General features: G+C 42.1%; 12 protein-coding genes. 4 read left to right on the forward strand and 8 right to left on the reverse strand.

Annotation, left to right across the window (positions count from 1 at the left end; all coding sequences use genetic code 11):
* Positions 1-50 precede the first annotated feature (50 nt).
* Together ACGTJS_RS07650 and argB are read left to right on the forward strand one after the other, a co-directional pair.
* The gene (locus tag ACGTJS_RS07650) at positions 51-1697 is read left to right on the forward strand and encodes a phosphomannomutase/phosphoglucomutase (protein WP_410471639.1); all 1647 of its coding nucleotides are present in this window, start codon (positions 51-53) and stop codon (positions 1695-1697) included.
* A gap of 184 nt (positions 1698-1881) precedes the next feature.
* The gene (gene argB, locus ACGTJS_RS07655) at positions 1882-2781 is read left to right on the forward strand and encodes an acetylglutamate kinase (RefSeq protein WP_315042806.1); all 900 of its coding nucleotides are present in this window, start codon (positions 1882-1884) and stop codon (positions 2779-2781) included.
* Positions 2782-2814: 33 nt separating this feature from the next.
* On the opposite strand, the gene ACGTJS_RS07660 is transcribed toward argB, so the two are convergent.
* Positions 2815-3162 carry an arsenate reductase gene (locus ACGTJS_RS07660; RefSeq protein ID WP_315042804.1) on the reverse strand — a complete coding sequence of 116 codons (348 nt, stop codon included), beginning with the start codon at positions 3160-3162 and terminating at the stop codon, positions 2815-2817.
* A 10-nt stretch (positions 3163-3172) separates the two neighbouring features.
* Complete coding sequence (locus ACGTJS_RS07665) at positions 3173-4102, reverse strand: hypothetical protein (protein WP_410471640.1); 930 nt, start codon at positions 4100-4102, stop codon at positions 3173-3175.
* Positions 4103-4319: 217 nt separating this feature from the next.
* On the opposite strand from ACGTJS_RS07665, the gene ACGTJS_RS07670 reads away from it, so the two are divergent.
* Complete coding sequence (locus tag ACGTJS_RS07670) at positions 4320-5555, forward strand: lipoprotein-releasing ABC transporter permease subunit (protein WP_315042801.1); 1236 nt, start codon at positions 4320-4322, stop codon at positions 5553-5555.
* Positions 5556-5602: 47 nt separating this feature from the next.
* Here ACGTJS_RS07670 and ACGTJS_RS07675 read toward each other — a convergent pair whose 3' ends face one another.
* From ACGTJS_RS07675 to nadR, 5 genes are all read right to left on the reverse strand, one after another.
* A complete protein-coding gene (locus ACGTJS_RS07675) occupies positions 5603-6325 on the reverse strand; it encodes an SCO family protein (RefSeq protein ID WP_410471641.1) in 723 nt (240 codons plus the stop codon).
* Between the two features lie 99 nt (positions 6326-6424).
* A complete protein-coding gene (locus ACGTJS_RS07680) occupies positions 6425-7234 on the reverse strand; it encodes a formylglycine-generating enzyme family protein (protein WP_315042797.1) in 810 nt (269 codons plus the stop codon).
* 106 nt (positions 7235-7340) lie between these two features.
* A complete protein-coding gene (nirK, locus tag ACGTJS_RS07685) occupies positions 7341-8861 on the reverse strand; it encodes a copper-containing nitrite reductase (RefSeq protein WP_410471642.1) in 1521 nt (506 codons plus the stop codon).
* Positions 8862-9162: 301 nt separating this feature from the next.
* Entirely contained in the window at positions 9163-9900 is a 738-nt protein-coding gene (gene pnuC, locus ACGTJS_RS07690) for a nicotinamide riboside transporter PnuC (protein WP_410471643.1), read from the reverse strand.
* A gap of 22 nt (positions 9901-9922) precedes the next feature.
* On the reverse strand, positions 9923-10969 hold the full coding sequence (gene nadR, locus ACGTJS_RS07695) for a multifunctional transcriptional regulator/nicotinamide-nucleotide adenylyltransferase/ribosylnicotinamide kinase NadR (protein ID WP_410471644.1): 1047 nt from the start codon (positions 10967-10969) through the stop codon (positions 9923-9925).
* A 205-nt stretch (positions 10970-11174) separates the two neighbouring features.
* Here nadR and ACGTJS_RS07700 point away from each other — a divergent pair, with 205 nt between their 5' ends.
* Complete coding sequence (locus tag ACGTJS_RS07700) at positions 11175-11393, forward strand: PspC domain-containing protein (RefSeq protein WP_410471645.1); 219 nt, start codon at positions 11175-11177, stop codon at positions 11391-11393.
* Between the two features lie 304 nt (positions 11394-11697).
* Here ACGTJS_RS07700 and leuS read toward each other — a convergent pair whose 3' ends face one another.
* Positions 11698-14331 carry a leucine--tRNA ligase gene (gene leuS / locus ACGTJS_RS07705; RefSeq protein ID WP_410471646.1) on the reverse strand — a complete coding sequence of 878 codons (2634 nt, stop codon included), beginning with the start codon at positions 14329-14331 and terminating at the stop codon, positions 11698-11700.
* Positions 14332-14393 lie beyond the last annotated feature (62 nt).

Consider the following 14393-nt stretch of genomic DNA (forward strand, 5'->3'; position numbering starts at 1 on the left):
ACAAAAATTTTATTTTATAATAAAAAACCACTTTTTTGATGATAAATGCCATGAAAAACCCCAATCACCAATTACACCAAAAACCCCAAGAACAAACGATTAACACCGATATTCACCCTTTTTTACCGCAAAAAAGGCTGTTTAAAGCGTATGATATTCGTGGCGAAATGCGTTGGTTCACCGATGATTTTATTTGGTCATTGGCAAATGCGTTCGCAAGGCTGTATGCAAGCTGTGGCGATACGGTGGTGATTGGTTTTGACGTGCGAGAACATAGCGAAGCTATCGCCAAATTTTTAGCATTCGCCTGTCATAGCAAGGGTTTGCAGGTGATTTGGCTTGGGCAAGTTACCACGCCAATATTGGCATTTGTCGCCAATCAGTACGCTGGCAATGGCTTGATGGTAACGGCAAGCCATTCTGAAAAGCAGATTAACGGTGTCAAATGGCTTGTCAATCACGAATCGCCCAGTAGCGATGATATTTTGCAATTATTTGAACAATTAAACGAAGAAAGCGAACTGTCAGCCGATTTATTAGCAAATATTGACAATATTATTCATCAAATTCACATTTCTACCACCCATTTTGCTGATTATCAATCCGCCATTCATCAAGGCATTGATAACATTTATCAAAATATTTATGCCGATATTGATAAAAATGTTGATAAAACTGTTGATAAAAAAATTGACCATCTTTCCCAACAATCCACACAAAATCAACCCTTAGCGATTGAAAAAATTGTCATAGACTGTATGAATGGGGCAACCGCTCGTTTTGCCAAAGATTTGTTTAGTAGTTTTGGGTTGGACTGCGTGATGTTAAACGACACGCCAGACCCTAATTTTCCAAAAGGCAATCCAGACCCTTGCGAAGGCGGACGTTTGCACGAACTTTGTCAAAGTATTTTGTTGCACCAAGCGGATATGGGACTAGCATTTGACGGCGATGGCGATAGACTTATGGTCGCCGACCATACTGGCACACCGTTAAGCCCTGATAATCTGCTGTATTTGCTGGCTGGCATTGCCATTGACGAATACCCAAAACAGGACAAACCTGTCGCCGAAGTAATTTTTGATGTCAAATGCTCGCACCATCTGCCTGTGCTGATTGAGCAACGTGGGGCTGTGCCTGTGATGGAAAAAACGGGTAGTAGCCTTATGCGAAAATCACTACAAAACAAGTCCCGTTTTTCCATTTTTGCAGGGGAATTGTCGGGGCATTTTTTGTTTAATGACGGGTATTTTGTGCTACACGATGATGCGATGTATGCGGGTATTCGTTTAATAAATTGGCTGAATTTTCAACAAGATAGCCTAAAAACCATTATCAACAATTTGCCAAAAAGCGTTAGCACGCCTGATATGTACATTCCGATTGATAGTAGTGAAAGCGGACAATTATTGATTGAACGGTTGTTAAAATTAACCAAAAAACCATTTTGGGCAATCAAAAAACGCTTTTGGATTAAAAATATCCAAACTATTGACGGTTTGCGTTTGGATTTTGGTTATGGTTTTGGGATTTTGCGAAAGTCTAACACAGGCAATTTTTTGACGGTGCGTTTTTCTGCCAATACCTTAGAAGATTTACAAAAAGTGCAAAATGTGTTTGTGGATTTGTGCCATTTTATTGATGAAAATCCGAATAAACCGATTGCCAAAATCGTTGCCAATATTCAACCGATTTAAATTAGCAATATGAAACCGTTCACCCTGAGCTTGTCGAAGGGTCGGTTTCCACTTCACTTTGCTACGTCTTGCGAAGCAGTGCTTCTCAGGTTCGACAAGCTCACCACGAACGGAAACTCTATCTTAGTCCTGTTTTAATTCAGTATATTTATCAATTTTTTTTAACAAATTTAAGGAAAAAAAGATGTCGTTAGATTTACCCAAAGCCTTACAAACTGCTGAAGTTTTGACCGAAGCCTTGCCTTATATCCAACGTTTTGAAGGCAAAGTTATAGTCGTCAAATACGGTGGCAACGCCATGACCGACCCAGAGCTTGAAAGCTCATTTGCAAGGGACATTGTACTGTTAAAAACAGTCGGCATTCACCCTGTGGTGGTGCATGGTGGCGGCCCTCAAGTGGATAATTTGTTAAAAGAATTGGGACGCACATCCGACCGCATTGACGGTATGCGAGTCACCGACAAAGCCACGATGGACGTGGTAGAAATGGTGCTGGGCGGTAGTGTGAACAAATCTATCGTCAATCTGATTAACAAACATGGCGGACGAGCCATCGGACTGACAGGCAAAGATGCCAGTCTTATCCGTGCCAAAAAATTGCCAATGAGCAAAACTGACGAAAACGGCAATGTAACTGACATTGATTTGGGCTATGTGGGCGATGTGGTGAGCATTAACCGAGATGTGATTGATTTGATGATTGCGTCTAACTTTATCCCAGTTATCGCACCGCTTGGCGTAGATGAAAATGGCGAAACTTATAACATCAATGCGGACGTGGTCGCAGGCAAAGTTGCAGAATTTATGTTGGCAGAAAAACTGATGTTACTCACCAATATCCAAGGCGTGCTAGACAAAGACGGCAACATCGCCACAGACTTAACGCCAACAAAAGTTGATGAAATGATTGCCGATGGCACGATTTCTGGCGGTATGATTCCAAAAATCAGCTACGCCCTAGACGCTGTTAAAAATGGTGTCAAAAGTGCGGTGATTGTGGACGGTCGTGTTCCCCATGCTACTTTGTTAGAAATCTTTACCGACAAAGGTGTGGGAACTTTGATTAGCAATCATGTGGACTAAATTTTTGTTAAAAACCAATTAAACCACCACCCATTAAGCCAACCGATGAAACGCCTCTTCGTCAAAACCGATAATTAATGTATCATCTTTGACAACGATGGGGCGTTTTATCATGCTGGGATTATTTATCATCAAATCAATGGCAAAATCCTTGTCTTTATCGGCTTGTTGTTTATCGTTCTCATCAAGTTTTCGCCAAGTTGTGCCTTTTTTGTTAAGCACTTTTTCCATACCTGCACGTTTTACCCAATCACGCAACACATCAGCGTCAAGCGTCTGTTTTTTATAATCAAAAAACGTATAAGCCACGCCTAGACTGTCCAGTTGGTCAAAGGCTTTTTTCATGGTGCTACAGTTTTTAATGCCGTAAATGGTTGTCATCTTGGTCTCGTTAGTTTTGGTTTTCTTTAAAAATCGTGCCTTGTAGCCAAATGTTGGCTTGGATATAGTCATTGACTTCGACTTTGCCAATGTTGTTGCTGTTGACAGCGATACGCACGGCTACAGGATTATCAAGGCTTTCACGCAAAATCACCACATCAAGCAAGGTAAATTCCACGCCTTTAAAAGTCGCCACTTGTTTGCCAACGACTTGTCCTTGACACCATGCTTCGTCTTGCTGTCCGATGGTATCACCAAACAAATACGCACACATATTGCCAACGTTAATTTCAATCGGTTGCAACGGCAAATCCGCAGGGTCTGGTTGCCATTTGGCGATTTGGGCTTCTAGGTCTGGGGGGGCAACGTTGTTATTTTTTGCCAAAATGTCGTTAAATGCTCGGTGATAACGAATGGCTTCGGGCTGGTCTACCACGATGACTTCAGAGCGGTTGCTCGGTTTTACATCATAGGCAAAGGCACTTAAATTGATGCGATAGCGTTGGTTTTTTTGGTAAAAAGGAGCGTTAATCGCATAAAACTGGTCAAATGCGTACAAAATCGTCCCATCGTCCATTTTTAACCGCAAAATCGCTTCGGCTTTGTCATCACATTGATAAATGCTTTCAATCTGCACCCATTGCCCATAAGGGCTATTGACGCACGGAAAGGCATTGACAAAGCGTTTTGGCTTGCCGTCATCATTTATTTCAATGGTCTGATTGATGTGAATAGGGGCGTTGCCAGATAGCAGAATATAAGGGCTTTTGGCATTGTCATTGTCATCAAGCGGTGTCGGTATGGTGGCGTTGTCAATGTGTTCGTTAAGCCATTTTGGTACATCGCTTGAAATATCGTTGGTAAAACAAGCCCAATGGTCGGCGTGTCCGACCGCTTGGTCGCAGTTTAACAAGATGGTATCTGGCTGATTGTTGCTCATAAAAATTGCCTTTTTTGGATTTGTCTTTGTTAAAGCATTGTATGGGGGCGATTGCTTTTTTTTTCATCTTAAAAATAGGGGTTTTTGTCAATTTTTTTGTGAATTTTTGCGAAATACAGCATTTTTTTTCACAAAAAGTTGGATATCACGTTAAAATATGCCAAACTATAGCGTTTTATTTTTTATATTAATCTTTTGAAAATCAAGTTGAAAAATTATGTTTCGTCCTTTAGCCTTGTTTTTGGGATTGCGTTATACCCGTGCCGAGCGGAGTAATCGCTTTATTTCGTTTATTTCTTTGATTTCTATGATTGGGCTGACGCTTGGCGTGGCGGTGCTGATTACCGTGTTATCGGTGATGAACGGCTTTGACCGTGAGTTAAAAAGCCGTATTTTGGGTATGGTGCCACAGGCGACTGTGACCGCAGGCGAGATTATCCCAAATTGGCAACCGCTTGCCAAAGACATCAACGAGATAAAAAATGTGGAGGCGGTCGCTCCGTTTATCCAGTTACAAGGTATGCTGACCGCAAATGGACAGGTCGCAGGCGTGATGGTAACTGGCGTTGAGCCTGAATATGAAAAAAATGTGTCCATTATCCACGAGCATATGAATGCTGGCAATATTGACGAGTTAAAGACAGGCAGTTTTAACATTGTTGTTGGCCAAGATATGGCGGATTCGCTACATTTGGCAATCGGCGATAAAGTTACGCTGGTATTGCCAGAAGCATCGCCATCGCCAGCAGGGGTTATTCCCCGTTTTAAACGTTTTACCGTATCGGGCATTTATGACATCAGCCCAGAAGTGAACAGTATCATGGCGTTTGTGCCGATGAGTGATGCGGGAAAACTGCTACGTTTGCCTGATGGGGCTCAAGGTATCCGTATGAAATTAAACGATTTATTCGTTGCACAAAGGGTCGCAAGCGAAGCGGCAAACTTGCAACCAGAATTATTATTGCCAAGCGACTGGACAAGAACGCATGGCAATCTGTTTGGGGCGATTCAAATGGAAAAAGCGATGGTTGGCTTGTTGTTGTTCTTGATTATTTTGGTGGCGGCGTTTAACATTGTATCATCGCTTGTCATGTTAGTAACGGACAAAAAAGCGGACATTGCCATTTTAAAAACTTTTGGCGCATCGCCAAAACTGATTACCCAAGTATTTATGGTGCAAGGCTTGTTTATCGGTGTGGTTGGGACGATTGCGGGAACGATACTTGGTGTGGTGATGGCATTGTCGGTCAGTCATGTGGTCGGTTGGATTAATACAGCGATGAATTTGCATTTGTTTGATGCTTATTTTGTCAATTATTTGCCATCACAATTAGAGTGGCAAGACGTGCTGATTATCGTGTCTGCGTCCTTAGCTATTAGCTTTTTGGCGACCATTTATCCTGCCAGACGTGCCGCCAGTATCCAACCTGCACAAACTTTGCGGTATGAGTGATAAAAAAATGTGCTATTTATCCAATAGCACATTTTTGATTGTTTGGGTTATTTACTCACGGCTGCGATAATTTTGGCTTCGCCTTGGCTGTTGCCAATCGCTTGTTCAATCATTTTACCAGACTCATCAAGCACGCTAATCACATTTGAGTGGTTAATCATGCCCCCTTCGGCAAATTGATAGCGAATGTTCATGGTGTTGGCAAGCATACGCACATCATCATCGCTACCGTTCAAAAATACCCATTTATCATCGGCTTTATAATGTTCGCCAAAGTTTTTTAACACTTTTGGGCTATCGCGTTCTGGGTCAAAACTCACCACCAAAAAGCCTGTTTTGGCACGCACGTCTTCAGGCAATTTTTTTTGTAAGTCAATCATGGTTTTCATCATAATCGGACAAACTTGGTTACAGTTGGTATAAATAAAGGCGACCACTTGTTTTTTGCCTTGTAAAGTGTCCAGTTTAAAAGGTTGGTCGTCTTGGTTTTTCCAGTTGCCTTCTACCAAATAAACCGACTCCCTCAACGCTGGAGCAGGGGTGCTTGCTACGCCCAAATCCACGTGCTTATGTCCGCCGTGAGCCATGTCGCCATGTGTGGCACTTGCTGTTGAAGCGTGCATATCGTGGTTCATGTCATGGTGCATATCTGCGTGAGACGAGCTTGCAGGAGCTTGGCTGTCAGTGCTAGCAGATGGGTTAGGTTGATTGGCTTGTTGGCAAGCGGTTAATAATAAAGCAGTGATTGAGATGGCAAGTAATTTTTTCATAGTGGTGTCCTTTTTAAAAAAGTTTTGAGAAATAAAAAAAATTATCGTTTTGTAGAGTGGGTTAGCAAGGCGTAACCCAGCCTTAAAATGTTAAAATATTTAAACCCCATCAGCCGCACAGCGAAAACCAAGGCTGGCTAAGGTGAATTTTGATTGCAAACTTGAGCGAAAACCATATCGCATAAAGGCGGCGTAATCCGATGGGTCTACCGCACCTGCCGCACCCGAACCGCAGAACATTTCTTGGTTTAAGGTATTATCCGAGCGGGATTCGCCTGTTACAAGGTTGCTGTTAAAGTCTTTTGTCCATTCCCAAATCATGCCGTGCATATTGTATACACCCCAAATATTGGGTTTTTCCTGTCCGACATTACCCAAGGGTTTTGTAGACGATTTGGCGTACCAGTCTAGGATTTTTTGGTTGTAGCCTTTTTCGGCACTGCCATTGACACGAGTTTGTGATGCTTGGGCGACAAATTCCCATTCAGCGACCGTTGGCAAGCGTTTGCCTTGGGCTTTGCAATATTCGTTGGCGGTGTACCATGATACATAGACGACAGGTTTTTTGAGGTCGGCTGTATTCGGTTTGTAGCTGTTGCCTGATTTTTGCCAATGTTTTAAATAGTCTGGTTCAACAAACAGTTTAGCAATATTTTGTTTTTGCCATTTGGATTTTGATTGGACAAAGGCGTAATATTCTTCGTTGGTTACAGGCATTTTATCCATGCGAAACGGTTTGACTGAGACCATAGGGCTGTCTTTACTTAGGTATAATGGGCGGTATGTGCCACCGTTAATTTTTGCCATTTCGCCTGATTTTGGTGTGTTAGCGTGGCTGATTGTCGCTATGAGTAGCATAGCAATAGGACAAAGCGTTGTTACCCCAATATGTTTGATATAAGTTTTCACAAATCCATTCCTATTTTAATTTTAAAAAACGACCACCACATATTGCACGGGCGGTCGTTTACAATATTAACATAAAGGATTATTTAATAAATGTTAAATTAATCACTTATGGCGTTGGTTTGGTTTTTTTGGCTTCTGCCACATCTTCGGCTGTTAATTGACCGCCTTTGTTGCCAAAGCTGTTTAACACATACGTTACCACGTTGGCGATTTGTTGGTCGTTCAACGAAACGCTTGGCATGACGCTGTCATAGCTTGAGCCATTCACTGTAATTTTGCCTGATAGACCATTTGCCACAATGCTGGCTGCACGTTTGTGGTTAGCGTTTAAGAAGTCAGAACTTGCCAATGGTGGGAATGCATTTGGCACGCCTTTACCGTCTGGTTGGTGGCAAGCAGCACAGTTGGCGTCATAGGTCGCTTTACCTGCGGCAACTTGTTCTTTTAAGTCCGTTGGCGTTTTGGTTTCTGGTGCTTTAGCATTGTCAATTGCTTGTGGTGCACCTTCTGGCAGATACACGGTATCTTTTTGTTTATGTGAGTAGATAGATGGATTTTCTTCCCCTTCCACTTTTAAGATACCCAACGCCCCTTTGTTAAAGGCACGGAAGATTGAGTGGTCTACCAACACATAGTTGCCTGGTACATCAACTTTAAATTCGGTAATCGCCGCACCACCTGCTGGGATTAGCGTGGTTTGGATATTTTCATTGACCGCTTTACCGCCTTCAAATTTTACTTTATCAAAAATTTCGCCAATCACGTGGAATGATGATACTTTGTTTGGGCTACCATTACCCACGAATAGACGCACATTTTCGCCAACTTTGGCAGTCAAAGCATTCTCGCCTGTCAATGAACCGACAGAACCGTTAAATACAACGTAATCAGGACGTTCGTCAATCGCTTTGTCCATATCAAACGGTTGTAAACCTTGCTGACCGTATTTGCCTTTGGTATAAAAATCGCCTTGCATGACGTAGTATTCTTTATCCACTTTTGGCAAACCTTCTTTTGGCTCAACCAAAATCAAACCGTACATACCGTTGGCAATGTGCATACCCACAGGGGCAACCGCACAGTGATAAACGTATAAACCTGGTTGCAACGCTTTAAAGCTAAAGGTTGAAGTATGACCCGGTGCAGTAAATGACGCTTCTGCACCACCGCCAGGCCCTGTTGCAGCGTGGAAGTCCACGTTATGTGGCATTTTTGACGTTGGGTGATTTGACAATTGGACTTCAATGGTATCGCCTTCACGCACACGAATCATTTGCCCCGGTACTTGTCCGCCAAAGGTCCAGAACTGATAATCCACGCCATCAGCCAAACGCATGACTTTTTCAACCGTTTCCATTTTTACCACAACTTTGGCAGGGTGGTTACGGTCAATCGGTGGCGGTACTTGGGGTGCATGGGTAATCACCGCATCAATCACAGGTAGATTGGCATCGTCAGTTATGGTAGATTCACTGCTGGTAGTGGTTGTGGCGGTGCTACTGGCGGAAGCGGTGGCTTGTGCTTTGGCAGGTGCGGCATCGCTTTGTGATTTTGGGGCACAGCCTGCAAATAGCAATGTTAAAGCTAAAGCAGTTAATTGGAACGTTTTGGCGGTAGGCTTGTTCATATCAATCTCTCGTTGGTTTCAAATAAAAAACTTAAAACTAATCAATTTTATTTAAGAAAATTTCAATATCATCACAGACCACTTTCACTTTGATAACATTGTTGTTACATTTCCTTAATATGTATATTATATGTATTTTACAAATAAATCAACAATTTTATTAAGGATTTATGACTGATAATGTTAAAAAAATGACTGGAAATTTGTTTTTAAAAGATGTATAATAAATACTTTTTTAAAACCAATAAAAAACCAACGGCAAAATCGTTGGTTTTTTATTGTTTAAAATGGCTTAAACAGTTTATTTGGCATTGATTTCACTGCGATGCCACTCGTATAGCCCCACAATCGCATTGACTTGATACACCATCGTCTGAATGGCAAAAATATAATTTTGTGTCATCAAATTGACAATCAGCCACACCGCATTCACAGCAATCCACAGCCACCAGTTAAACGAATACCGCATAATCATAGTCGCTTGGGCAGTGATAGACAGCACAAACGCCACCACATTAATCCAAAAAAAATCAATCATACCCAAAAACTTACTACCGTCATCATCAATCACCAAATAGCCCTTTGACGCAAGCCAATCATTCACCGTTGGAAACAACGCAAGCCCAATCACAATAAAGGTCAGCGTGATACCCCAAACCGCTTTATTCGCCGATTTTGGCAACATATTGCCATCGCCATCGATGTTTTTTGTCCAATAATACAAGCCATACGCATGGGTAAAAAAGTTAAACATCGGAGCAAGCATCAGCCCCACCGAGCCAGCATTCGCCTGCACCATACTTTCACCTGCGGTAGCAAGGATGCCCAAGCCATTACCTGCGACATTGCGTCTAAAACTTAAAGACACCACGCACAACAAGCCCACCAACGACACGCCCAAAAAAAACCAATCTTTGATCGTATGCTCAGTCGTTTGCCAAAAAACAGCCGTCAACGCACACACACTCAAAAAAAACCAAGTAACAATCCATTCTTTTTGGTATTCGTCTGTGATTTTATCTAACAATTTAATTTGCATAATTTTTCCTTAAATTTATTAATTATTCTTGATAATCTTTAAAAATTAACTTATCAATCAATCTCACCGTTTGCAAAAACCGCTCATGATAATTTGGATTATCAATAAAATACGGTTCAATCTGATGACGTGCAAAGATAGATTTTAAGCGATTTTCAAAACTTTTGCGTTGCTCGGTTTGTCCAAGCGACCGCATTCCATCCGCCACCCATTCAGTATTGCTCGCAAGCATAATGGTATAATCCATGCGAAACTCATCAATACACGCCGTCAAAAATGGGTGCGTTTTGCCTTCATATACTTCGCAAAATGCCTGTGTCGTTACAAAATCGGTATCCACAAGCGTCAGCGGTGCGGTTGCTTTTTCTTTCGCCTGTCGCAGGGCTTGCTCGTGGTCGCTTGCCATCAGCGGATAGTCGCTGTACTGCATACCCAGCTCCGTACCGCCCAAATCTGTTTCCACAAAAATCCGCCCCATCTCAAGCGAAAAACTCGCTCCATAATAATTGGCTAATTTGTGCAACAAGGTAGTTTTGCCCGAGCTTTCACCGCCGACAATGGTAATCAGCTTGGTATAATTGGGGCGGGCGTGTGGGTGAATGGATTGCCAATATAGGGCGGGATTGTTGTGGATTTTTGTGCTGTTAAATTCGGTCTGTCTTGGCGTGGTTAAAATCGGCGTAACAAGGTTTAAATTTGCCAAAGGGTGCGTTTCATCAACGAATAAAATCGGCTTTTGTCCATTCACTGTCAAAAAGTCAAACCGCTGTAAAATATCGCTCAAAATCGCATTGGCATTGTCCGCCTTTAGTCCGCTGTGGTCGTCTTCATAAGTGGGCGTAACCACGTCCGGCAACAGCACCACATGAACAAATGGCAAATCGGCAAAAGCATTTGTTAGCCAACGTGCTTTGTCTTTTAAATTAATCTTAAAATTTGGATTGGGTTTTGGGTGGGGTGTGATAAACAAATACAAGGTTTTCACCTGTCCGCAAGCGTGCAACACGCTACGCACATGACCCAAATGCAATGGCTCAAAATGCCCAATCATAAAACCGACATCGTACATATATTTATCCTTAACCTTTAAAATACGAAATTGCTGTTATTTTACATGAATAAAAAATAAAAAACAGTAGGATAGCGTAACTTTTGCTAAAGTTTTGTTACCAAAGCAACACAAGAAACAACCCAATTTTAAAAAAAATTTTGTATAATGATTATCACTTCAAAGCTTTCAAAAAAACTAGGAAAAACCAATAGGAAAAACCAACATGGCAAAACTGATGAAACTACACCGTTCTACCAATCATCGTATGATTGCAGGCGTGATGGGTGGTATCGCAGAATATTTGGGCTGGAGTCCGAACATGACACGCTTGTTGTTTGTCATTGTATCTACTGTCAGTGTGGCTGTACCGGGGATTTTGATTTATTTGGTGCTTTGGATGATTATGCCAAATGCGACACCCAATTCGTATGAGCGTTTTTAACAGATAATAACAATAATAAAAGTCTTACTTTTTCCTCCTGCCCAGATTCCAACCGTCTGGGTATTTTTTTGTTTAAGTTTTTGATTGTTGTAAATTCTAAGTTATTGGGCTGGTGGTATTATTAACTTAATCGGTAAATGAACGAAAGCGAAAGTTGGCTCGCCATTTATCATAAAAGGTTTGAATTTAGCTCTCCTAACTTGGCGTGCAACAACTTTAATATCGGATAAAAAGTTGGGTGTCCTTCCGAAGCAGTACTTCTCACCACCCAACTTACAACGATTGAAATTTTATTAAATAGAAATCAACCTTTCACCACGATATTCACAAGTTTATTTGGCACGACAATTTCTTTAACAATATCGCCTGTCAAAAACTTCACCACACCGTCCAATTTTTTCGTTTCCGCTTTTAGCCACTCCGCATCGCTATTTGGAGCAACTTCCAACTTACCACGAATTTTGCCATTCACCTGCACTACCATCGTAACGCTATCTTGCACCAATGCAGACTTATCAACGCTTGGATAGCTTAACGCCAATGGATTTAACCCTAGATTTTCTAGCAACACTTCCGCCATATGTGGGGCGAACATTTGTAGTAACACTAACAAACTTGTTAAGGCTTCATTCGCAATTAACAAATCATCAGATGATTTTACTTCAAACGCTGTCAATTCGTTGGCAAGTTCCATTAGGCTAGAAACAGGCGTATTTAATGCCAAACGATTGCCCAAATCGTCATCAAGTTTTGCAATAGTTTCATGTGTTTTACGGCGAAGATTTTTGGTTTCTTTGCTTAAATTTTTTACATTTAATTGTGAAATTACCAAATCTTGTTGGGCTTTGCCTTGTGCTTGTAAATTTTTATTAAAATCAACCGCATAACGCCAAACTTTTTTCAAGAAATTAAACGGACCTTTTAAGCCGTCATCAACCCATTCAAGCGTCTGGTCGGCAGGGGCGGTGAACATGGTGTAAAGTCGCACCGTATCCGCACCGTACTGGTCAATCGTGGCTTGTGGGTCAATACCGTTGTTTTTGGATTTTGACATTTTTTCAATTTTGCCAATGATGACAGGCTGTCCGTCCGCTTTTAGCGTAGCAGTTTTGCCGTCTGCCGATAAGCTGACTTCTTCGGCAAAATAATAGGTTTTGCTACCGTCATCATTTTGGCGGTAAAAAGTCCCTGCCAAGACCATGCCTTGTGTCAAAAGGTTAGCAAACGGTTCATCGCCATTGACCAAGCCTTCATCACGCATCAGTTTGTGGAAAAAACGTGCGTAAAGCAAATGTAAAACAGCGTGTTCCACACCACCAACGTATTGGTCCACAGGTAGCCATTTATCGGCATTTGTTTTGTCAATCATGCCTTCATTATAATTTGGCGATGCAAAACGTGCGTAATACCAGCTTGATTCCATAAAAGTGTCAAAAGTATCGGTTTCACGTTTGGCAGGTTTACCGCATTCTGGGCAGTTCACATCGGTAAATTCTGGCATTTTGTTTAGCGGATTGCCACGCCCATCTGGAACGACATCAGTCGGCAAAATCACAGGCAAATCGCTCTCTGGCACAGGCACAGTTCCGCAATGCTCGCAGTTAATGGTAGGAATTGGGCAACCCCAATAACGCTGACGGCTAACCCCCCAATCACGCAGACGGAAATTAATGGTTTTTTTGGCAAGCCCTTGCGGTTCTAATTTTGCCAATAATTCATCAAACACTTGTTGATAATTTAAACCGTCAAATTCACCCGAATTGACACAAGTTCCCTTGACAGCGTACCAATCTTGCCAATTTTTATCGTCATAATCGCCTGTCGCTTGGTCGTTGGTGATGACCTGCACAATCGGAATGTCGTATTTGTTGGCAAATTCAAAATCACGCTCATCGTGGCTTGGCACGCCCATGACCGCACCCGAGCCGTAACTCATTAACACATAGTTGGCAATCCACACAGGCACGTCTTTTTGGGTAATCGGGTGTTTGACAAAAAAGCCTGTCGCCATGCCTAACTTTTCGGCTTTGGCAACGTCTGCTTCGGCAACCGAGCCTTTTTTGCATTCAGCGATAAAGTTTTGCAATTCGCTGTTATTTTGTGCCAAATGCGTGGCTAAAGGGTGTTCAGGTGCGATAGAAACGTACGTTACGCCCATAAAAGTATCTGGGCGAGTGGTGAACACGTCTAGCGATTTTTGTTCATCGTCAAGCTCGTATGGAAAATGCAACTCCATACCTTCGGAACGCCCAATCCAGTTACGTTGCATGGTGATGACTTGCGGTGCCCAATGCCCTTCTAGTTTATCCAAATCATTTAATAATTCATCAGCATAAGTGGTGATTTTGTAGTAGTACATTGGGATTTCACGTTTTTCTACCAATGCACCCGAACGCCAACCACGACCGTCCACGACTTGCTCATTTGCCAAAACGGTATTATCCACAGGGTCCCAGTTTACGGTGGCAAGTTTTTTATAAACCAAACCTTTTTTGAATAATTGGATAAAAAGCCACTGCTCCCAACGGTAATATTCTGGCGTACAAGTGGCAAATTCACGGCTCCAGTCAATAGAAAAACCCAGCGATTTTAACTGCGTACGCATATTGTCAATATTGCTAAACGTCCAATCGGCAGGGGCAACGCCATTGGCAATAGCGGCGTTTTCGGCAGGCAAGCCAAAAGCGTCCCAACCCATTGGTTGCATAACGTCATAGCCTTTTAGACGGTAATAACGGCTTAACACGTCAGAAATCGTGTAATTGCGAACGTGTCCCATGTGCAATTTTCCGCTAGGGTAGGGGAACATTGACAGCATATAGCGAGTGGGTTTGTCGGTTTTTTCGTTGTTGGTTTTGTAACGTTGGTCGTTTTCCCATTTTTGTTGTTGGGTGGTTTCAATGGATTTTGGGTCGTAAGTTTGGCTTAATTGTGTCATAATTTTCTGCTTTTTGAAAAATTAAGGAAAAAAGTTGTAAACGCTATAGAATACCGTAAAAT

Origin of the sequence: Faucicola mancuniensis, from assembly GCF_046523945.1 — a bacterium.
Lineage (GTDB): Bacteria > Pseudomonadota > Gammaproteobacteria > Pseudomonadales > Moraxellaceae > Faucicola > Faucicola mancuniensis.

Coding starts and splice junctions, on each gene's coding strand:
- ACGTJS_RS07650 (WP_410471639.1), top strand. CDS start 51: ATGAAAAACCCCAATCACCAATTACACCAAAAACCCCAAGAACAAACG.
- argB (WP_315042806.1), top strand. CDS start 1,882: ATGTCGTTAGATTTACCCAAAGCCTTACAAACTGCTGAAGTTTTGACC.
- ACGTJS_RS07660 (WP_315042804.1), bottom strand. CDS start 3,162: ATGACAACCATTTACGGCATTAAAAACTGTAGCACCATGAAAAAAGCC.
- ACGTJS_RS07665 (WP_410471640.1), bottom strand. CDS start 4,102: ATGAGCAACAATCAGCCAGATACCATCTTGTTAAACTGCGACCAAGCG.
- ACGTJS_RS07670 (WP_315042801.1), top strand. CDS start 4,320: ATGTTTCGTCCTTTAGCCTTGTTTTTGGGATTGCGTTATACCCGTGCC.
- ACGTJS_RS07675 (WP_410471641.1), bottom strand. CDS start 6,325: ATGAAAAAATTACTTGCCATCTCAATCACTGCTTTATTATTAACCGCT.
- nirK (WP_410471642.1), bottom strand. CDS start 8,861: ATGAACAAGCCTACCGCCAAAACGTTCCAATTAACTGCTTTAGCTTTA.
- pnuC (WP_410471643.1), bottom strand. CDS start 9,900: ATGCAAATTAAATTGTTAGATAAAATCACAGACGAATACCAAAAAGAA.
- nadR (WP_410471644.1), bottom strand. CDS start 10,969: ATGTACGATGTCGGTTTTATGATTGGGCATTTTGAGCCATTGCATTTG.
- ACGTJS_RS07700 (WP_410471645.1), top strand. CDS start 11,175: ATGGCAAAACTGATGAAACTACACCGTTCTACCAATCATCGTATGATT.
- leuS (WP_410471646.1), bottom strand. CDS start 14,331: ATGACACAATTAAGCCAAACTTACGACCCAAAATCCATTGAAACCACC.